Annotated in this window: 20 protein-coding genes and 1 tRNA gene; 10 read left to right on the forward strand and 11 right to left on the reverse strand. The window is 71.2% G+C overall.

Annotated elements, in window-relative coordinates:
- Nucleotides 1-20: 20 nt before the first annotated feature.
- The gene (locus AC061S_RS00760) at nucleotides 21-479 is read left to right on the forward strand and encodes a phage holin family protein (protein WP_478683820.1); all 459 of its coding nucleotides are present in this window, start codon (nucleotides 21-23) and stop codon (nucleotides 477-479) included.
- Nucleotides 476-1444, forward strand: coding sequence for an alpha/beta fold hydrolase (locus AC061S_RS00765; RefSeq protein WP_478683821.1), 969 nt, complete (start codon nucleotides 476-478; stop codon nucleotides 1442-1444). The genes AC061S_RS00760 and AC061S_RS00765 overlap by 4 nt, the downstream gene beginning before the upstream one ends.
- Before the next feature lie 362 nt (nucleotides 1445-1806).
- Here the strand turns inward: AC061S_RS00765 and AC061S_RS00770 are convergent, their stop codons facing one another.
- From AC061S_RS00770 to nth, 3 genes are all read right to left on the reverse strand, one after another.
- The gene (locus AC061S_RS00770; protein ID WP_478683822.1) at nucleotides 1807-3009 is read right to left on the reverse strand and encodes a MarP family serine protease; all 1203 of its coding nucleotides are present in this window, start codon (nucleotides 3007-3009) and stop codon (nucleotides 1807-1809) included.
- A gap of 13 nt (nucleotides 3010-3022) precedes the next feature.
- Complete coding sequence (locus tag AC061S_RS00775; protein WP_478683823.1) at nucleotides 3023-3787, reverse strand: NUDIX hydrolase; 765 nt, start codon at nucleotides 3785-3787, stop codon at nucleotides 3023-3025.
- 117 nt (nucleotides 3788-3904) lie between these two features.
- A complete protein-coding gene (gene nth / locus AC061S_RS00780) occupies nucleotides 3905-4714 on the reverse strand; it encodes an endonuclease III (RefSeq protein ID WP_478683824.1) in 810 nt (269 codons plus the stop codon).
- Nucleotides 4715-5111: 397 nt separating this feature from the next.
- Here nth and AC061S_RS00785 point away from each other — a divergent pair, with 397 nt between their 5' ends.
- Together AC061S_RS00785 and AC061S_RS00790 are read left to right on the forward strand one after the other, a co-directional pair.
- Nucleotides 5112-5786, forward strand: a complete 675-nt coding sequence (locus tag AC061S_RS00785; RefSeq protein ID WP_003981529.1) for a Crp/Fnr family transcriptional regulator — start codon at nucleotides 5112-5114, stop codon at nucleotides 5784-5786.
- Nucleotides 5787-5945: 159 nt separating this feature from the next.
- Complete coding sequence (locus AC061S_RS00790) at nucleotides 5946-6752, forward strand: nucleotidyltransferase domain-containing protein (protein ID WP_478683825.1); 807 nt, start codon at nucleotides 5946-5948, stop codon at nucleotides 6750-6752.
- Between the two features lie 16 nt (nucleotides 6753-6768).
- Here the strand turns inward: AC061S_RS00790 and AC061S_RS00795 are convergent, their stop codons facing one another.
- The 4 genes from AC061S_RS00795 to AC061S_RS00810 all read right to left on the reverse strand — a co-directional run bounded on the left by AC061S_RS00795 (nucleotide 6769) and on the right by AC061S_RS00810 (nucleotide 9571).
- Nucleotides 6769-7614 (reverse strand): MBL fold metallo-hydrolase, encoded by an 846-nt coding sequence (locus AC061S_RS00795; protein ID WP_478683826.1) that lies wholly within the window; start codon nucleotides 7612-7614, stop codon nucleotides 6769-6771.
- Nucleotides 7611-8567: an NUDIX hydrolase gene (locus AC061S_RS00800; RefSeq protein WP_478683827.1), complete on the reverse strand. Its 957-nt coding sequence runs from the start codon at nucleotides 8565-8567 to the stop codon at nucleotides 7611-7613. The genes AC061S_RS00795 and AC061S_RS00800 overlap by 4 nt, the downstream gene beginning before the upstream one ends.
- 369 nt (nucleotides 8568-8936) lie before the next feature.
- Nucleotides 8937-9410, reverse strand: a complete 474-nt coding sequence (locus AC061S_RS00805) for a RidA family protein (protein ID WP_243330527.1) — start codon at nucleotides 9408-9410, stop codon at nucleotides 8937-8939.
- On the reverse strand, nucleotides 9407-9571 hold the full coding sequence (locus tag AC061S_RS00810; RefSeq protein WP_112447450.1) for a Sp36 family protein: 165 nt from the start codon (nucleotides 9569-9571) through the stop codon (nucleotides 9407-9409). Before AC061S_RS00810 ends, AC061S_RS00805 begins: the two co-directional genes overlap by 4 nt.
- A gap of 76 nt (nucleotides 9572-9647) precedes the next feature.
- Here AC061S_RS00810 and bagA point away from each other — a divergent pair, with 76 nt between their 5' ends.
- Nucleotides 9648-10628, forward strand: a complete 981-nt coding sequence (bagA, locus tag AC061S_RS00815) for an ATPase BagA (protein ID WP_478683828.1) — start codon at nucleotides 9648-9650, stop codon at nucleotides 10626-10628.
- The gene (gene bagB, locus AC061S_RS00820) at nucleotides 10625-11938 is read left to right on the forward strand and encodes an ATPase BagB (RefSeq protein WP_478683829.1); all 1314 of its coding nucleotides are present in this window, start codon (nucleotides 10625-10627) and stop codon (nucleotides 11936-11938) included. The genes bagA and bagB overlap by 4 nt, the downstream gene beginning before the upstream one ends.
- 29 nt (nucleotides 11939-11967) lie before the next feature.
- Here the strand turns inward: bagB and AC061S_RS00825 are convergent, their stop codons facing one another.
- Nucleotides 11968-12318, reverse strand: coding sequence for a WhiB family transcriptional regulator (locus AC061S_RS00825; RefSeq protein WP_478683830.1), 351 nt, complete (start codon nucleotides 12316-12318; stop codon nucleotides 11968-11970).
- 386 nt (nucleotides 12319-12704) lie between these two features.
- On the opposite strand from AC061S_RS00825, the gene AC061S_RS00830 reads away from it, so the two are divergent.
- A complete protein-coding gene (locus AC061S_RS00830) occupies nucleotides 12705-14984 on the forward strand; it encodes a transglycosylase domain-containing protein (protein WP_478683831.1) in 2280 nt (759 codons plus the stop codon).
- 106 nt (nucleotides 14985-15090) lie between these two features.
- On the opposite strand, the gene AC061S_RS00835 is transcribed toward AC061S_RS00830, so the two are convergent.
- Nucleotides 15091-15552, reverse strand: coding sequence for a GatB/YqeY domain-containing protein (locus AC061S_RS00835; protein WP_478683832.1), 462 nt, complete (start codon nucleotides 15550-15552; stop codon nucleotides 15091-15093).
- Nucleotides 15553-15631: 79 nt separating this feature from the next.
- Between AC061S_RS00835 and AC061S_RS00840 the strand changes: the two genes are divergently transcribed.
- The 3 genes from AC061S_RS00840 (at nucleotide 15632) to AC061S_RS00850 (ending at nucleotide 17405) form a co-directional block, all read left to right on the forward strand.
- Complete coding sequence (locus AC061S_RS00840; protein ID WP_478683833.1) at nucleotides 15632-16570, forward strand: metallophosphoesterase; 939 nt, start codon at nucleotides 15632-15634, stop codon at nucleotides 16568-16570.
- Nucleotides 16571-16601: 31 nt separating this feature from the next.
- Nucleotides 16602-17291: a Pr6Pr family membrane protein gene (locus tag AC061S_RS00845; protein ID WP_478683834.1), complete on the forward strand. Its 690-nt coding sequence runs from the start codon at nucleotides 16602-16604 to the stop codon at nucleotides 17289-17291.
- A gap of 40 nt (nucleotides 17292-17331) precedes the next feature.
- Nucleotides 17332-17405: transfer RNA gene (locus AC061S_RS00850), tRNA-Pro, on the forward strand.
- Nucleotides 17406-17546: 141 nt separating this feature from the next.
- On the opposite strand, the gene AC061S_RS00855 is transcribed toward AC061S_RS00850, so the two are convergent.
- Nucleotides 17547-17777, reverse strand: coding sequence for a hypothetical protein (locus tag AC061S_RS00855; protein WP_243330538.1), 231 nt, complete (start codon nucleotides 17775-17777; stop codon nucleotides 17547-17549).
- A 7-nt stretch (nucleotides 17778-17784) separates the two neighbouring features.
- Nucleotides 17785-18105 carry a hypothetical protein gene (locus tag AC061S_RS00860; protein WP_243330539.1) on the reverse strand — a complete coding sequence of 107 codons (321 nt, stop codon included), beginning with the start codon at nucleotides 18103-18105 and terminating at the stop codon, nucleotides 17785-17787.
- Nucleotides 18106-18224: the final 119 nt, after the last annotated feature.

Here is an 18224-nt window from a genome sequence, read left to right on the forward strand (position 1 = left end):
GACGACAAAGGGAGAGAGCGATGAGCGCAGTGGACCAAGGGGCCCCAGGAGCCGAGCGCACACTTGGCCAGCTGGTCGCCTCGGCCACCGCCGAGATGTCCGCCCTGGTGCACGACGAGATCGCCCTCGCCAAGGTGGAGATCAAGCAGGACGTCAAGCGCGCGGGCATCGGCAGCGGCGCGGCCATCGTCGCGGGCGTGCTCCTCCTCTTCTCGCTGCCGGTGCTGAGCTTCGCGGCGGCGTACGGGATCCACAACCTGGGGCTCGGGCTGGCCTGGTCCTTCCTGATCGTCGGTGTGGCGTTCTGGCTGCTCGCGGGCGTGATCGGGTTGGTCGCCATGGCGAAGTTCAAGAAGATCAAGCCGCCGGTGAAGACCATCGCCTCGGTCAAGGAGACGGCGGCCCTCGTCGGCACCGTCAAGCCCCACGCCCGGTCGGTCAGTGACAATGCCGTGGGTGTGGCACGCTCGTCCTCATGACAGCCCCCTCGTCCGATTCCGGCACCTCCGGTACGCCCCCCACCGCCGCCACGGCGGTCCGGATCGGCATCCCCGGCGGGCGGGAAGTGACACACCGGGACGTCGCGGCCAATGGGGCGCGGTTCCACGTCGCCGAGCTGGGTGACGGACCGCTGGTGCTGCTCCTGCACGGGTTCCCGCAGTTCTGGTGGACGTGGCGGCACCAGATGACCGCCCTCGCCGACGCGGGCTACCGGGCGGTCGCGATGGACCTGCGCGGGGTGGGCGGCAGCGACCGCACCCCGCGCGGCTACGACCCGGCCAACCTGGCGCTCGACATCACCGGGGTCGTACGGTCCCTCGGCGAGCCCGACGCCGCCCTGGTCGGGCACGACCTGGGCGGCTACCTCGCCTGGACGGCGGCGGTGATGCGGCCGAAGCTGGTGCGCCGGCTGGTCGTGTCCTCGATGCCGCACCCGCGCCGCTGGCGCTCCGCGATGCTGTCCGACTTCGGGCAGACCCGAGCCAGTTCGCACATCTGGGGCTTCCAGCGGCCGTTCGTGCCGGAGCGTCAGCTCGTCGCCGACGACGGGGCGCTCGTCGGAGAGCTGATCCGGGACTGGTCGGGCCCGCGGCTCCCCGAGGAGGACGACGTCGCGGTGTACCAGCGCGCGATGTGCATCCCCTCCACGGCGCACTGCTCGGTCGAGCCGTACCGCTGGATGATGCGGTCCATGGCCCGGCCCGACGGCTTGCAGTTCAACCGGCGCATGAAGCGGCCGGTGCGGGTGCCGACGCTGCACCTGCACGGCTCGCTCGACCCGGTGATGCGGACGCGGAGTGCCGCGGGGTCCGGTCAGTACGTCGAAGCCCCGTACCGCTGGCGGCTCTTCGACGGTCTCGGGCACTTCCCGCACGAGGAGGACCCGGCGGCGTTCTCGGCCGAGCTGGTCAACTGGCTGAAGGATCCCGAGCCGGACCGCTGAGCCCGATCGGGTCGCTTATATGACAAGCATTCAATTGCCTGGCGCATAGGCCAATTGGCCGCCCTCAACGCGATTACCGACCTTGGGCCCCGGGCACAGCTCGGAGTATGGGCTGGACGCACGACTACGGTGACACCGCACACGAACGCCGCTCGACGGTCACGCCGGGCACGCACAGGGGGCAGGGCCGCGAAGGCCACGACGACCCCCGACTCGGAATTCCGCGCATCCTGCGCCGGCGGGCCCGCTGGGTCTCCGCCCGGCTCAGGCACCAGCGTACGTAGGCACACGGGCCCTGGAGGGGCTCCGGGGGCTCCGGGGCCCCGCAGGGATGCGGGAGCCCCTCACGGCTCCCGTACGGCTCAGAGGGCGCAGCCCTGGCTGTCGACCCGGCGGTTCGCCGTCTCCCCGATCCGGATGTCCTCGCGGATCTCGTCCGTGGTCAGGGCGTAACCGGTGTGGGGGTCGTCGAGGGACTTCGCGAAGACGACCCCGTACACCTTGCCGTCGGGCGTCAGCAGCGGGCCGCCGGAGTTGCCCTGGCGGACCGTCGCGTACAGGGAGTAGACGTCCCGTCGCACGGTTCCCCGGTGGTAGATGTCCGGGCCGCTGGCGTTGATCCGGCCGCGGACGCGCGCCGAGCGGACGTCGTACGCGCCGTTCTCCGGGAAGCCCGCGACGATGGCGTCGCTGCCGCTCGCCGCGCCCTTGTCGGTGAACTCCAGCGCCGGCGCCTTCAGCTTGGGCACGTCCAGGACGGCGATGTCGCGCTCCCAGTCGTAGAGCACGACCTTGCCGTCGTAGAGCTTGCCCTCGCCGCCGACCTGCACCGTCGGTTCGCCGACCCCGCCGACGACGTGCGCGTTGGTCATCACCTTGCCCGGCGCGAAAACGAAGCCGGTGCCCTCCAGCACCTTGCTGCAGGCGGGCGCCGTGCCGACGACCTTCACGATCGACTGCTTGGCGTGCTCGGCCACGGGGCTGCTCGCGAGCAGCGGGTCCGGCGGCTTGACCTCGGTGATCGGCTCGTTGGAGAACGGGCTGAAGACCTGGGGGAAGCCGTTGCGCGCCAGGGTGGAGCTGAAGTCCGAGAACCAGGTGTTCGCCTGCGCGGGAAGGACCCGCGAGACGCCGAAGAGCACCTTGGAGTTGCGGACTTCCTTGCCCAGCGTGGGAATCGACGTGCCGGCGACCAAGGAACCGATCAGCCACGCCACCAGCAGCATCGCGACCACGTTCACCAGGGCGCCGCCCGTCGCGTCCAGCGCGCGGGCCGGGGACCATGTGATGTGGCGCCGGAGCTTGTTGCCCAGGTGGGTGGTCAGGGCCTGGCCGATCGAGGCACAGACGATGATCACGACCACGGCGATGATGACGACCGTGGTGGACACCTGGGTGCCGTTGTCGGTGACCCGGTCCCAGATCAGGGGCAGCAGGGACACGGCGACGAGACCACCGCCGAGGAAGCCGATCACCGACAGGATGCCGACGACGAACCCCTGGCGGTAGCCGACGATCGCGAACCACACGGCGGCGAGCAGCAACAGGATGTCCAGCACGTTCACAGGGGCCACCGTCTCATGCGCGCCAGTCGAGCGGGACTTCCCGGGACCGGTCCCAGGGGCGCTCCCAGCCGGCGAAGTGCAGGATCCTGTCGATCACCCCGGCGGTGAAACCCCAGACCAGAGCCGATTCCACAGTGAAGGCCGGGCCCTGGAAGCCGCCGGGGTGAACGACGGTGACCCTGTGTGCGGGGTCCGTGAGATCGGCCACGGGCACCGTGAAGACGCGGGCGGTCTCGGCCGGGTCGACCACGCCGACCGGGCTGGGGGCGCGCCACCAGCCGAGCACCGGGGTCACGACGAACTCGCTGACCGGGATGTAGAGCGGGGGCAGCACCCCGAAGAGCTGGACCCCGGCCGGGTCCAGACCGGTCTCCTCCTCCGCCTCGCGCAGGGCCGCGCGCAGCGGGCCGGTGGTGCGCGGGTCGCCGTCCTCGGGGTCGAGGGCGCCGCCGGGGAAGGAGGGCTGGCCGGGGTGCGAGCGCAGGGTGCCGGCGCGCTCCATCAGCAGCAGCTCGGGGCCGCGGGGGCCCTCCCCGAAGAGGATGAGCACGGCCGACTGGCGGCCGCGGCCGTCCTCCGGCGGCAGGAACCGGCTGAGCTGGGTGGGGCGGACCGTCCGGGCCGCCTCGACGACGGGGTCCAGCCAGTCGGGCAGTCCACGGGTGCGCAGGTCGATGCTTCCGCGCGGGCCGCGCCTTGTGCCGTACGGGGCCCCCTGCGCGGTGGCTGCGCCGGGCCCGGCGGTGCCCGCCTGGCGGTTCTGCGTGGCCTCTGTCATAGGCACCCCTGTCCGTGCTTCTGCGGTTCCCCACGTTCCGCCAAACGCGGTGCGGGTAGCGATTCGTTCCTTGCGGGTGCGGCTCCGCTGCCGGGGCTCCGCCCCGGACCCCGCGCCTCAAACGCCGGCGGGGCTGGATTTGGCCGGCGCCGGGAGCCCCGGGTAGTCCGGGGGCGGGCTCAGGCGCTGGCCGGGCTGGCCGCCCTTCTCGTACTTCAGGAGCTTCGCCGCCTTCTCCGGGTCGGTCTCGCCCTCCCCGTAGGCCGGGCAGAGCGGTGCGATCGGGCAGGCCCCGCAGGCGGGCTTGCGGGAATGGCAGATCCGGCGGCCGTGGAAGACGACGCGGTGCGAGAGCATCGTCCACTCGCTCTTCGGGAAGATCGCGCAGATCTCCGCCTCGACCTTCTCGGGGTCCTCCTGCTCGGTCCACTTCCAGCGCCGCACCAGCCGCCCGAAGTGGGTGTCGACCGTGATCCCGGGGACGCCGAAGGCGTTGCCTAGGACCACGTTCGCCGTCTTGCGGCCCACCCCGGGGAGCGTCACCAGGTCCTCGATCCGGCCCGGCACCTCACCGCCGAAGTTGTCGCGCAGGGCCTGCGAGAGGCCCAGGAGGGACTTGGCCTTCGCCCGGAAGAACCCGGTCGGCCGGATGATCTCCTCCAGCGCCTCCGGATCGGCTCCGGCCATGTCCTCGGGGGTCGGGTACGCGGCGAAGAGGGCCGGGGTCGTCTGGTTCACGCGCAGGTCGGTGGTCTGCGCGGACAGGACGGTGGCGACCAGCAGCTCGAAGGAGTTGCGGAAGTCGAGCTCCGGGTGCGCGTACGGGTAGACCTCCGCCAGCTCGCGGTTGATCCTGCGCGCCCGCCGCACCATCGCCAGATGACTCTCCGGCTTCGCCCCGGCCTTCTTGACCTTGCTCTCTGCCATCCCCGAAGGCTACGCCGGACAGCCCTCCGCCCGTGGGCGGACGTGCTCCTCCGCCCGGCAGGGGTTTCTTGGCCGAAGCTTTGCCCTGAAGTGGGGGTCACTGCTCCGGGAGGGCTCCCACCGGGCCGTGTTCGCCCACGGCTGAATCCATCGTGGCCGTCACTCCCCGGACCCCTTGGCCTGTGCTCTCACCGGCCTGTTGGACACCCCGCAGGTCCGGGACACGGCGGCGACGACCGCCCCGGACCTCAGGTAACACCACCCCGATCGGCCTCTCGCCGCACAGCACACCCGTACGTCCGGCATCCTTGTGATGAACGTGATTGATCGCACTGTTTGAGCCGTCCGGCAAAATGGGGGAGCGATCCCCCGGCTGGTCGACATAGGAGAGAGACTCGTGGACGACGTACTGCGGCGTGCCCCGCTCTTCGCGGCGCTCGATGACGAGCAGGCCGCGGAGCTCCGCGCCTCCATGGGCGAGGTGACCCTCGCACGTGGTGACGCCCTGTTCCACGAGGGCGACCCCGGTGACCGGCTCTACGTCGTCACCGAGGGCAAGGTGAAGCTCCACCGCACCTCCCCCGACGGCCGCGAGAACATGCTGGCCGTCCTCGGCCCCGGAGAGCTGATCGGCGAGCTGTCGCTGTTCGACCCGGGCCCGCGCACCGCCACCGCCACCGCGCTGACCGAGGTCAAGCTGCTGGGTCTGGGTCACGGAGACCTCCAGCCCTGGCTGAACGCCCGGCCCGAGGTGGCGACCGCGCTGCTGCGCGCCGTCGCTCGGCGCCTGCGCAAGACCAACGACCAGATGTCCGACCTGGTCTTCTCCGACGTTCCGGGCCGCGTGGCCCGTGCGCTCCTCGACCTGTCGCGCCGATTCGGCGTGCAGTCGGAGGAGGGCATCCACGTCGTGCACGACCTCACGCAGGAGGAGCTGGCCCAGCTCGTCGGCGCGTCGCGCGAGACCGTGAACAAGGCCCTGGCCGACTTCGCGGGGCGCGGATGGCTCCGTCTGGAGGCTCGCGCCGTGATCCTGCTGGACGTGGAGCGGCTCGCGAAGCGGTCCCGCTGACGCTGGTCTTAGCCGTTGAGGGGTCCTGCCCGGGTGGGCGGGGCCCCTTTTCGCGTCCCTGCGGCGCCGTTCCGGGGGCTCCGCCCCCGCGCCCCCGCGCCCCCGCGCCTCAACGGCCGGCGGGGCTGATTTTGGCGGCGCAGGAGGCACAGTGGACCCATGGAGCACAGAGGCCTCGACGCGTACGGGTACTTCGAGCGCGAAGGCTCGCTCGGGCAGGTGCAGGCCGACTTCCGGCCGCTCGTCGCCGCCGTGCGGGAGCGGATCGGGGAGGCGTACGGGCGACGGCTGCACAGCGCCTACCTGTACGGATCCGTGCCGCGCGGGACGGCCCGGCCCGGGCGGTCCGACCTCGACCTGCTGATCGCCCTGCACCGCGCGCCCCGCGACGAGGACCGCGACACCACCGAGGCACTGGCGCGCGGCATCGACGAGGAGTTCGCGGAGATCGACGGCGTCGGGATCCTGCTGTACGGCAAGGACCGGCTGCTGAGCGAGCAGGAACGTTACGACCTGGGCTGGTTCCTCGCCTGCCTGTGCACCCCGCTGCTCGGCGCGGACCTGGCCGAGCACCTGCCCCGCTACCGTCCGGACGGCCTGCTCGCCCGCGAGACCAACGGCGACCTGGCCGAGCTGCTGCCCAAGGTGCGCGAACGGATCCGGACGGCGGCCGCGCCGGAGGAGTACCGCAGGCTGTGCCGGGGCGTCTCGCGGCACCTCGTACGGACCGGGTTCACCCTCGTCATGCCGCGGTGGGGCGGCTGGACCAGCGACCTCACCGAGGCGGCGGAGGTGTTCGGCCAGTACTACCCCGGGCGCGCCGACCAGATGCGCGCCGCGGCCGCCGCCGCCCTGGACCCGGTCGCGGACCCGGCCGTGCTGCGCGCCTACGTCGAGGACCTCGGGCCGTGGCTCGCGGACGAGTACACGGCCCGGCACGGGACGAAGAAACCCCGTCCGGCCTAGCGCGCCCGCGGCCCGCTCACTCCGGGTTTCCGGGGATCAGCCCGTGCTCCGTCAGGTACTCCAGCTGCGCGCGTACGGACCATTCCGCGGCCGGCCACAGCGACCGGTCCACGTCCGCGTAGACGTGGGCGACGACCGCCTCGGGGGTGGTCAGGCCGTTCTCGACGGCCGTCTCGATCTGCGCGAGGCGGTGGGCCCGGTGGGCGAGGTAGAACTCCACCGCGCCCTGCGCGTCGTCCAGGACCGGCCCGTGGCCCGGGAGCACCGTGTGGACCCCGTCGTCGACCGTCAGCGAGCGCAGCCGGCGCAGGGAGTCCAGGTAGTCGCCGAGCCGCCCGTCGGGGTGCGCGACGACGGTGGTGCCGCGCCCCAGGACCGTGTCGCCGGTCAGGACCGCGCGGTCGGCCGGCAGGTGGAAGCAGAGCGAGTCCGCGGTGTGGCCGGGTGTCGGGACCACCCGCAGTTCCAGGCCGCCCGTGCGGATGACGTCCCCGGCGGCCAGGCCCTCGTCGCCCAGGCGCAGGGCCGGGTCCAGGGCGCGGACCTTCGTCCGGGTCAGCTCGGCGAAGCGGGCCGCGCCCTCCGCGTGGTCGGGGTGCCCGTGGGTGAGGAGGGTGAGCCCGACCCGCTTGCCCGCCTCCTCGGCGGCGGCGATGACCGCGCGCAGGTGTACGTCGTCCAGCGGGCCGGGGTCGATCACCACGGCCAGGTCGGAGCCGGGCTCGGAGACGAGCCAGGTGTTGGTGCCGTCGAGGGTCATCGGGGAGGCGTTCGGAGCCAGGACGTTCACCGCGCGGGCGGTGGCGGGTCCGGAGGCGACCACTCCGCGGGGCTGGCCGGGCAGGGCGGCGGCATCGGTCATGCGGGGGCTCCTCCGGGGCGCTCGGGGCCGGGGCTCGCGGGGCCGGGGCTCGCGGGGCCCCGGTCCGCGAGGCGGACGCGCTTGGTGAACTCGTCGTGGCCCGGCCAGCTGAGCACGAGCTCCCCGTCCGTCAGGGTGGCCTGGGCGAGGACCGGGGTCAGGTCCTGGGCGCCGGCCGCGGCGAGGGCCTCGGCGGGGCTCCCGTACGGCTCCAGGGAGCGCAGGGTGGTGATGGTGGGCGGCATCATCAGCAGCTCGCCCTTGTCGTAGCCGGCGGCGGCGTCGGCGGGGCGGATCCAGACCGTGCGGTCGGCCTCGGTGGAGGCGTTGCGGGTGCGCTGCCCTTCGGGGAGGGCCGCGACGAAGAACCAGGTGTCGTACCGGCGCGGCTCGAACTCCGGGGTGATCCAGCGGGCCCACGCGCCGAGCAGGTCGGAGCGCAGCACCAGGCCCCGGCGGTCCAGGAACTCGGCGAAGGACAGCTCACGGGCGACCAGGGCCGCGCGGGCGGCTTCCCACTCCTCGCCGGTGGTGTCCCCGACGACGGTGTCCGCGGACTCGCCCGCGAGCAGCACCCCGGCCTCCTCGAAGGTCTCGCGGACGGCTCCGCAGACGATCGCCTGGGCGGTGGCGGGGTCGGTGCCCATCCGCTCGGCCCACTCGGCACGGCTCGGGCCGGCCCAGCCGATGAGGTGGTCCTCGTCGCGGGGGTCCACGCCGCCGCCGGGGTACGCGTACGCGCCTCCGGCGAAGGCCATCTCGGCCCGGCGGCGCAGCATGTGCACGGCGGGGCCGTCGGGGGTGTCGCGCAGCAGCATCACGGTGGCCGCTCGCCTCGGTTCCACCGGGGTGAGGGCGCCGTCCGCGAGCGCGCGGATCCGGTCGGGCCACTCCGGCGGGTACCACTGACCTCCGGCGGAGGTCTCTTGCTGACCGTACTGACCATTCGGCATGGCGGGATGCTACGGGCATCCGGGCCGATGTTCGAGGGGTGCCCTCGCAGACCCCGCTGCGCGGGGCGCTGCCCGGCTGCGGATGTGCCTCTGCGCGGGCCGGAGTCCCCGCTGCGACCCCCACCGCTGCGCGGGCCGGAGTCGACCCTCGCCGCTGCGCGGGGCGAAGTCCCCTACCCGCCCTTCGCCCGTTCCCCGGGCTGCGCCCGGACCCCCTGGGGCTCCGCCCCAGACCCCGGTCCTCAAACGCCGGACGGCTGAAAAGACGCTGGACGGCTGGAAAGACGCCGGAGGGGCTGAAGCTGCCCGTAGGACAGCTTCAGCCCCTCCGGGCAGACGTTTCAGCCCCGCCGGGGGCGGACGCCGGGGTCAGGCTCCCGGGACCAGCTCGACCTGGATCTCGATCTCGACCGGTGCGTCCAGCGGGAGGACCGCCACGCCGACCGCGCTGCGGGCGTGGACGCCCTTGTCGCCGAGGACCGCGCCCAGCAGCTCGCTCGCGCCGTTCAACACGCCCGGCTGGGCCGTGAAGTCGGGGGCGGAGGCGATGAAGCCCACCACCTTCACGACGCGCGCGATCTTGTCGAGGTCGCCGACGACGGACTTCACCGCGGCCAGCGCGTTCAGCGCGCAGGTCGCGGCCAGTTCCTTGGCCTGCTCCGCCGAGACCTCGGCGCCCACCTTGCCGGTGACCGGCAGGTTGCCCTTGACCATCGGGAGCTGGCCCGCGGTGTACACGTAGGCACCCGACCGGACGGCCGGCTGGTACGTGGCCAGCGGCGGGACGACCTCGGGGAGGGTCAGGCCGAGTTCGGCCAGCTTCGCCTCGACGACTCCGCTCATGCCGCCTTCTCCCGCTTCAGGTAGGCCACGAGCTGCTCGGGGTTGTTCGGGCCGGGAACGACCTGGACGAGCTCCCAGCCGTCCTCGCCCCAGGTGTCCAGGATCTGCTTGGTGGCGTGGACCAGCAGCGGGACGGTCGCGTATTCGAACTTCTTGGTCATGGGAGCGAGCGTAGTGCCTGCCGTGCGGGGCCCCGCCACCACCGCCGCCGCCCGGGAGGAATTAGGCTCGGGCCCTGTGAGCAGGCTCCAGGTGGTCAGCGGCAAGGGCGGCACCGGCAAGACCACGGTCGCCGCGGCACTCGCGCTCGCCCTCGCACGCGAGGGCAGGCGGACTCTTCTGGTGGAGGTCGAGGGCAGGCAGGGCCTCGCCCAGGTCTTCGGGGCGGAGGCGCTCCCCTACGAGGACCGGAAGATCGCCGTCGCCTCGGGCGGCGGTGAGGTCTACGCGCTCGCCATCGACGCGGAGCGGGCGCTCCTCGACTACCTCCAGATGTTCTACAAGCTCGGCTCGGCCGGACGCGCCCTCAAGAAGCTCGGCGCCATCGACTTCGCGACGACCATCGCGCCGGGGCTGCGGGACGTGCTCCTGACGGGCAAGGCGTGCGAGGCGGTGCGGCGCAAGGACAAGGCCGGCCGGTTCGTCTACGACCACGTGGTCATGGACGCTCCGCCGACCGGGCGGATCACCCGCTTCCTGAACGTCAACGACGAGGTGGCGGGTCTGGCCCGGTTCGGGCCGATCCACAACCAGGCACAGGCCGTCATGAAGGTGCTCAAGTCCCCCGAGACGGCCGTGCACCTGGTCACCCTGCTGGAGGAGATGCCCGTGCAGGAGACCGCCGACGGGATCGCCGAACTCCGGCAGGCGGGCCTGCCGGTGGGGCGGGTCATCGTCAACATGGTCCGGCCCCACCACCTCGACGAGGACGCCCTGCTCTCCGCCGCCGGCGAGCGGCGCTCCGACGTCTCCAGGGCGCTGTCCCGGGCCGGCCTCGGCAGCGCCCGGCGCGGCGGACCGGCCGAACGGCTGGTGGACCCGCTGCTCGCGCAGGCCTCGGAGCACGCGAGCCGGGTGGAGCTGGAGCGCGCCCAGCGCACCGTACTGGCGGGCCTGCGCGTACCGACGTACGAACTCCCCATGCTCGGCGCGGGGATGGACCTGGCCGGGCTCTACGGGCTCGCCGCGGAGCTGCGGAAGCAGGTGGGCGAGGAATGAGCGAGGCCGGGACGATGGAGGCGACGATGGACGCTCCCCCGCGGCTGGACGTCGACCGGCTGCTGGACGATCCGCAGACCCGGATCATCGTGTGCTGCGGGGCGGGCGGGGTCGGCAAGACCACGACCGCCGCGGCGCTCGGGGTACGGGCGGCGGAGCGCGGGCGCAAGGTGGTCGTCCTGACCATCGACCCGGCGCGCAGGCTGGCCCAGTCGATGGGGATCGACTCGCTCGACAACACCCCGCGCCGGGTCTCCGGGGTGTCCGAGAACGGGAACGGCGGCGAACTGCACGCCATGATGCTCGACATGAAGCGGACCTTCGACGAGATCGTCGAGGGCCACTCCGACCCCGAGCGGGCGCAGGCCATCCTCGCCAACCCCTTCTACCAGTCCCTGTCGGCCGGCTTCGCGGGCACGCAGGAGTACATGGCGATGGAGAAGCTGGGGCAGCTCCGGGCCCGGGACGACTGGGACCTGATCGTGGTGGACACCCCGCCGAGCCGCTCCGCGCTGGACTTCCTGGACGCGCCGGGGCGCCTGGGGTCCTTCCTGGACGGGAAGTTCATCAGGGTGCTGATGGCTCCGGCGAAGGTGGGCGGCCGGGCGGGGATGAAGTTCCTCAATGTCGGCATGTCGATGATGACGGGCACGCTGAGCAAGCTGATGGGTGCCTCGCTGCTGAAGGACGTACAGACCTTCGTGGCCGCCATGGACACGATGTTCGGCGGATTCCGCACCCGCGCGGACGCGACCTTCCAGCTCCTCCAGGCTCCCGGCACGGCGTTCCTCGTGGTCTCCGCGCCCGAACCGGACGCGCTGCGCGAGGCCGCGTACTTCGTGGAGCGGCTGGCCGCGGAGCGGATGCCGCTGGCCGGGCTCGTACTGAACCGGGTGCACGGCAGCGGCGCCGAACAGCTGTCGGCGGAGCGGGCGTTGGCCGCCGCGGAGAATCTTGAAGAAGGCGGCATTGTGGATCAGGAGTCCGGGAAAGCTGGACTTCGTGACTCCACGGACACCGGCTCCGACTCCGACACGGACCCCACCTTCGACCCCGACTCCGACACCCGCACCGAGCGAGAGACCGGCGCCGACGCCGACGTGGACGTGATCACGGCAGGACTGCTCCACCTGCACGCGGAGCGCATGCAGGTCATCGCGCGCGAACAGCGCACGCGTGACCGCTTCACCTCGCTGCACCCCGAGGTGGCGGTGGCCGAAGTGGCCGCCCTGCCCGGCGACGTACACGACCTCGCCGGGCTGCGGGCCATCGGAGAGCGACTCGCGGCCGGGGTTCCGGCCGGAGCGTAGGCGTTCCTACGACGTGGTGCCCAGGTGGTCTACCCGGCTGCCGCGTACGTCTCGTACGGAACGTCGATCTCCCCATCGGCATCCATGGTGAGGATGCCCGTACTGCGCTCGTACTCCGTGCGGGCGGTTTCGAGCAGTCGCCGCCACGAGGTGACGGTGGGACGCCGGCGCAACAGCGCACGTCGTTCCCGCTCGGTCATTCCGCCCCACACTCCGAACTCGACACGATTGTCGAGCGCGTCGGCCAGGCACTCGGTCCGCACCGGACATCCGGTGCACACCGCCTTGGCCCTGTTCTGTGCCGCTCCTTGAACGAACAGTTCATCCGGATCGGTAGTGCGGCAGGCTGCCTGCGCACTCCAGTCGGTAACCCAGCCCATCCCGGCGCCGTCCTCTCCCGAATCGAGGCTCCCCCACGGCGGTAGCGGCATATTCACCGCTACCAGTTGAGGACGTTACGGAAGGTGGGCACAGTGCAACACCCCCGACGGGCCCAATCTTGAATGGTCCGAACGGACTATGGGTAAGCGGCAGATCACCCGACGGAGTGATCCTGCGACATGCCCGGCCATTCCGGCGATTTGGGCGAAATCGACGGGGCATGCTGATCACAGGAGGCGAGATTCGGACATGCGTCCACCCCATTCGGGAAGGGTGAAAAACAAGCCGAGGGGTTGATGTCCCACCGCACTGCTGTGACAGTTGAGGACAGCTTAGGCCAAGGCATTCGCGCGTGTCCGGCGAATGAGAACGTAGGCTGCCCTCTATGGGAAAGAAGCGCTCGGGCGGCGGGCTCACGGGGCCACAGCAGGCCGCCAAGTTCCTCGGTGTGTCCGTTCTCTCCGGGGTTGTACTCGCCGGCATCGCGATCCCGGGCGCAGGCGCCCTGGGGCTCGCGGCCAAGGGCACGGTCGAGGGGTTCGATGAGATCCCGGCCAATCTCAAGACACCGCCGCTGAGCCAGCGCACCACGATTCTGGACTCGGAGGGTGGCCTGATCGCCACGGTCTATTCGCGTGACCGGCAGGTGGTCCCGATCACGGCCATCTCCCCGTACATGCAGAAGGCCATCGTCGCGATCGAGGACTCCCGTTTCTACGAGCACGGCGCGATCGACCTCAAGGGCATCCTGCGTGCGGTCAACCGCAATGCCCAGGAGGGCGGCGCGGCGCAGGGCGCGTCGACGCTGACGCAGCAGTACGTGAAGAACGTCTTCGTCGAGGAAGCCGGCGACGACGAGACGAAGGTGCGCGAGGCCCAGGAGAAGAGCCTCGGGCGCAAGATCCGCGAGCTGAAGTACTCGATCCAGGTCGAGGAGGAGCTCGGGAAGCAGAAGATCCTCGAGAACTACCTCAACATCACGTACTTCGGGCAGCAGGCGTACGGAATCGAATCCGCCGCCCACCGCTACTTCAGCAAGCCCGCCAAGGACCTGACCCTGGAAGAGTCGGCGCTGCTGGCGGGCGTGGTCCAGTCGCCGAGCCGTTACGACCCGCTGAACGACTCGCAGGAGGCGATGAAGCGCCGCAACATCGTCCTCCAGCGCATGGCGGACGTGAAGGACATCTCCCAGGCCGAGGCGGACGCCGCGAAGGCGAAGCCGGTCACGCTGAAGGTGACCAAGCCGAAGAACGGCTGCATCACCGCCGTCAAGGGCGCGGGCTTCTTCTGCGACTTCGTGCGCAACACCTTCCTCGACGACACCGCCTTCGGAAAGACCCGCGAGGAGCGGGCGAAGGTCTGGAACCAGGGCGGCCTGACGGTCCGTACGACCCTGGACCCGCAGTCGCAGGACTCCGTCAACGAGTCCATCAAGGACCACGTGGACCAGGACGACAAGGTCGCGACGGCCGTCACCCTCGTCCAGCCCGGCACCGGGCGGGTCCTCGCCATGGGGCAGTCCAAGCCGTACGGCTTCGGCAAGGACGAGACCCAGATCAACTTCTCGGTGGACAAGAGGATGGGCGGCTCGAACTTCGGCTTCCCGACCGGCTCCACCTTCAAGGCGTTCGTCGCGGCGGCGGCCATCGAGGGCGGACTGCCGCCGACGAAGATGTACCAGTCCCCGTACGACATGGACTACCCGAGCCCGGTGCGGACCTGCGGCGACAAGCCCTGGGTCAACACCGGCAACCCGCCCGCGCGGGTGGAGAACGAGACCGAGTCCGAGGTCGGCCCGTACGGGATGAAGGAGGCGATGGCCAAGTCGGTCAACACCTACTTCGTGGAGATGATCTCCGAGATCGGCATGTGCCCCGTCACCGAGATGACCACCAAGCTCGGTGTGATCCCGGCCAACGGCGCCAAGCTCCCCGAGGTCCCGGCCATCGCGCTGGGCAGTGAGGGCATGTCCCCGCTGACCATGGCCAACGCCTACGCCACGTTCGCCAACCGCGGCGTGTACTGCACCCCGGTCACCATCGAGTCGATCACCGACGCGCACGGCAAGGCGCTGACCGTCCCGAAGACCAAGTGCGGACGCGCGATGACGGAGACGACCGCCGACACGATCAACACGCTCCTGCTCGGCGTGGTCGACTCCGGTACGGGCCAGCGGTCGGGTCTGACGGACCGGCAGAGCGCGGGCAAGACGGGTACCACCGACAGCCGTTACAACGCCTGGTTCGTCGGCTACACGCCGAACATGTCCGGCGCGACCTGGGTCGGCTCCGGCGGCGCCAAGCAGGTGTCCATGGAGAACATCACCATCGGCGGCCAGTACTACGACAAGGTCTTCGGTGGCGGCCTGCCCGGCCCGATCTGGAAGCAGGCGGTCTCCGGCGCGCTCTCCGGCCGCGAGGCCCCGGGCTTCACCACGGTGAACATCCCCGACACTCCGAGCCCGGCCCCCGGCGGCAAGCCCACTACCGGCAAGCCCACCAAGCCCGGCAAGCCGGGCCGCGACGGCAAGCCCGGTGACGGGCGGCCCGGCACCGCCGCCGGAGCCACCGGCGGAACCACCGGCGGGACCGACGGCGGCACGGGCGGCACCGACCCGCTCGGCGGAATCACGTTCCCGCCGGGCATCATCGGCGGCCGCGACTAGGACCCGCAGGGAAGAACGAAGGAGGGCCCCCACCAGATCCGCATCCGGATCGGTGGGGGCCCTCCCTGTTTCCCCGACGGGGGAACGCGTACTGGGCCAGGTGGTACTAGGCCAGGTGCTTCTTGACGGCGGCGGCGACGCGGCCGCCCTCCGCCAGACCCGCGACCTTCGGGTTCACGATCTTCATCACGGCGCCCATGGCCCGCGGCCCCTCGGCGCCCGCCGCCTTGGCCTCCTCGACGGCCTGCGCCACGATCGCGTCGAGCTCGGCCTCGCCGAGCTGCTTGGGCAGGTAGGTGTCGAGGAACTCGCCCTCGGCGGTCTCCCGCGCGGCCTGCTCGGGACGGCCACCCTGCGCGAAGGCGTCCGCGGCCTCGCGGCGCTTCTTCGCCTCCTTCGCGATCACCTTGAGGACTTCCTCGTCGGAGAGCACCCGGGCTTCCTTGCCCGCGACTTCCTGGTTGGTGATGGCGGAGAGGGTCAGGCGCAGCGTGGACGAGGCGAGCTCGTTGCGCGCGCGGATGGCGGTGGTGAGGTCTTCCTGGAGCTTGGCCTTGAGCGTGGTCATGCCCCGAGTCTGCCAGGTACGGGGGCTCCGGCGCCCGCCGGTTTCCCGGCGGGCTTGCCGGGTCTGCGAACATGAGGGCATGCGTGCGCGTTACGGAGTACCCCTGAAGGTCACCGCCGGTATCGCCGCGGCGGGGGCCGCCGGTCTGGCCTATGCCGCCGGTTTCGAAGCGCGGTCCTTCCGCCTGCGCCGGGTCACGGTCCCCGTGCTCCCGCAGGGGATGCGCCCGTTGCGCGTCCTGCAGGTCTCGGACATCCACATGGTCAACGGGCAGCGCAAGAAGCGCGCCTGGCTCCAGTCGCTCGCCGGACTGCGCCCCGACTTCGTGGTGAACACGGGCGACAACCTCTCCGACACGGAGGGCGTGCCGGAGGTGCTCGACGCGCTCGGCCCGCTGATGGAGTTCCCCGGCGTGTACGTCTTCGGGTCGAACGACTACTACGGCCCCCGGATGCGCAATCCCGGGCGCTACCTGATCGAGAAGACCCAGGGCCGGCACGGGCTGAACGGCAACGCACCGGTCGTCGGGGCCGTCCACAACCCGTGGGAGGGATTGCGGGACGCCTTCGACGCGGCCGGCTGGCAGAACCTCACCAACACCCGGGCCCGGCTCAAGCTCGACGGGCTGGAGCTGGCCTTCACCGGCCTGGACGACCCGCACATCAAGCGCGACCGGTACGCGAAGGTCGCGGGCGGGCCGGAGGCGGACGCGGACTTCTCGATGGCGGTCGTCCACGCCCCGTACCTGCGCGTCCTCGAAGCCTTCACCGCCGACCGGTACCCGCTGATCCTGGCCGGCCACACGCACGGCGGGCAGCTGTGCATCCCCTTCTACGGGGCGCTCGTCACCAACTGCGACCTGGACGCGAAGCGGGTGAAGGGCCTCTCGACGCACGAGGCGGAGGGGCAGCGCGCGTACCTCCACGTCTCGGCGGGCTGCGGGACCAACCGCTTCACCCCGGTGCGCTTCGCGTGCCCGCCCGAGGCGACACTGCTGACACTGACCCCGAAGGGCTAACGCGGGCGGGCGGGCCGGGTACGTTGACAGGATGATCACACCCGCCGCCCGCCTGCTCACGACCGTCGCCTTCCGCGCGCTGATCTCGGCCGCGGCCGTCACCGGCCTGGTCATCGAGTGCGTGTACGGCAGCGTGCCCGTCGTCCTGAGCTTCTTCACGATCTGGACGAACATCCTGGTCGCGGTCTTCTTCGGACTCTCCGCCTTCCGCGTCTACCGGCGCGAGCCGGACGTGTCCCCCTTCCTGCGGGGCGGCGTCCTCCTCTTCATCCTGACCACCGGGCTGGTCTTCCACCTGGTCCTGGCCAACCCGTCGAGCCCCTTCAACGTGCTCGAGGACCTGGACAAGCTGTCCGGCGCGAAGTCCGTCTCCAACCAGCTCCTCCACACGGTCACCCCCGTCGGCGCCGTCCTGGACTTCCTCTTCCTGACCGCCCCCCGCACCCTGCGCCCGCGCTACGCCGCGCAGTGGCTGGCGTACCCCCTGCTCTACGTGGTCTTCGCACTGATCCGCGGCGCCCTCCTCTCCCCCGACGTCCCGACGCGGTACACGTACCCCTTCATCGACGCCGCCCAGTACGGCTACGCCCGGGTCGCGCTGAACGCGGTGGTCCTGGGCATCGCCTTCTACGCCCTCGGCCTCGCCCTGGTCGCGGCGGACCGCTACCGCCCGCCGCGCGAAAACCGGATTTCGTCTCCGGCCGAGGGTCCGCTAAAGTAATCGATGTCGCCAGGGCAGCAAGCGCTGCAAGGGTGGACATCGGGGTGTAGCGCAGCTTGGCAGCGCGCTTCGTTCGGGACGAAGAGGTCGTGGGTTCAAATCCCGCCACCCCGACTTCGTAAGACCAGGTCAAGGGCTTGATCCGCATCGCGGGTCAGGCCCTTGAGTGGTTTACGGGCCTGTCTTGGGAGCCATCGGGGAGCCGATCTCGGAATCCGGCTCCCGCGAGGACCGTCAGGCAGCGACCGTGAGTCGCTACGCGGAGGGCGGCCGGCTCTTTGCCATCCAAGCTCGGCACGACCACCGGGCGAGTGCGCCGACGGCCAGGGATACGAGAATCGCGCCCCAGTCGATGACATGGGGGAGCCCGGGGAAGAACGCGAAGAAGCCGAGGGCCGCGACGGTTCCGACGAGGAAGGCGACGCCGCCGGCTCGGCGGCGCTTGGCTTCCCAGGCGGGGGCTTCGGTGGGGGGCTGAGGCGTCACGTGCGGCTCACTTCGTGATGTGGTGGCACTGGCTGACCCGGCGGACACCATTGACGTGGATGTGCGCGCACGCCCGGCCGTAACGGGGCAGGGTCTGGGGCGCGTTGTCCCGCATGGGATGGATCTCGCACTCGGTGTGGGTCTTACCGCGCGAGGTCTTGTACGTCTTGTTCTCGGTGTCGGCGTACGTGAAGTCGATGCGCCAGTTACAGAAGCCCGCATTGAGGGCGCCGACGAATCCGCAGTCGACCCCGGCATTCTGGTAGGTGATCTTCTTGCCTTCGCCACGGATGATGTGGGTGAACATGCAGCCCGTGGGAACGCTCATGGTGACACCCCCGACCTGATAGTCGAAGGAGGCCACAGGGGTGGACCCGATGGCACCCGCGTGTGCCTGGGCCGGTGGTAAGAGCGCGAGCGTGACTGCTGCGGCGACGGCTGTCGTGA

This window comes from Streptomyces sp. CA189 (genome assembly GCF_056428985.1).

Bases quoted from the DNA above. Each gene is read 5' to 3' on its own strand.
- AC061S_RS00760 (WP_478683820.1), top strand. From the start codon at position 21: ATGAGCGCAGTGGACCAAGGGGCCCCAGGAGCCGAGCGCACACTTGGC.
- AC061S_RS00765 (WP_478683821.1), top strand. From the start codon at position 476: ATGACAGCCCCCTCGTCCGATTCCGGCACCTCCGGTACGCCCCCCACC.
- AC061S_RS00775 (WP_478683823.1), bottom strand. From the start codon at position 3,787: ATGACAGAGGCCACGCAGAACCGCCAGGCGGGCACCGCCGGGCCCGGC.
- nth (WP_478683824.1), bottom strand. From the start codon at position 4,714: ATGGCAGAGAGCAAGGTCAAGAAGGCCGGGGCGAAGCCGGAGAGTCAT.
- AC061S_RS00790 (WP_478683825.1), top strand. From the start codon at position 5,946: ATGGAGCACAGAGGCCTCGACGCGTACGGGTACTTCGAGCGCGAAGGC.
- AC061S_RS00795 (WP_478683826.1), bottom strand. From the start codon at position 7,614: ATGACCGATGCCGCCGCCCTGCCCGGCCAGCCCCGCGGAGTGGTCGCC.
- AC061S_RS00800 (WP_478683827.1), bottom strand. From the start codon at position 8,567: ATGCCGAATGGTCAGTACGGTCAGCAAGAGACCTCCGCCGGAGGTCAG.
- AC061S_RS00805 (WP_243330527.1), bottom strand. From the start codon at position 9,410: ATGAGCGGAGTCGTCGAGGCGAAGCTGGCCGAACTCGGCCTGACCCTC.
- AC061S_RS00810 (WP_112447450.1), bottom strand. From the start codon at position 9,571: ATGACCAAGAAGTTCGAATACGCGACCGTCCCGCTGCTGGTCCACGCC.
- bagB (WP_478683829.1), top strand. From the start codon at position 10,625: ATGAGCGAGGCCGGGACGATGGAGGCGACGATGGACGCTCCCCCGCGG.
- AC061S_RS00825 (WP_478683830.1), bottom strand. From the start codon at position 12,318: ATGGGCTGGGTTACCGACTGGAGTGCGCAGGCAGCCTGCCGCACTACC.
- AC061S_RS00830 (WP_478683831.1), top strand. From the start codon at position 12,705: ATGGGAAAGAAGCGCTCGGGCGGCGGGCTCACGGGGCCACAGCAGGCC.
- AC061S_RS00835 (WP_478683832.1), bottom strand. From the start codon at position 15,552: ATGACCACGCTCAAGGCCAAGCTCCAGGAAGACCTCACCACCGCCATC.
- AC061S_RS00840 (WP_478683833.1), top strand. From the start codon at position 15,632: ATGCGTGCGCGTTACGGAGTACCCCTGAAGGTCACCGCCGGTATCGCC.
- AC061S_RS00845 (WP_478683834.1), top strand. From the start codon at position 16,602: ATGATCACACCCGCCGCCCGCCTGCTCACGACCGTCGCCTTCCGCGCG.
- AC061S_RS00860 (WP_243330539.1), bottom strand. From the start codon at position 18,105: ATGAGCGTTCCCACGGGCTGCATGTTCACCCACATCATCCGTGGCGAA.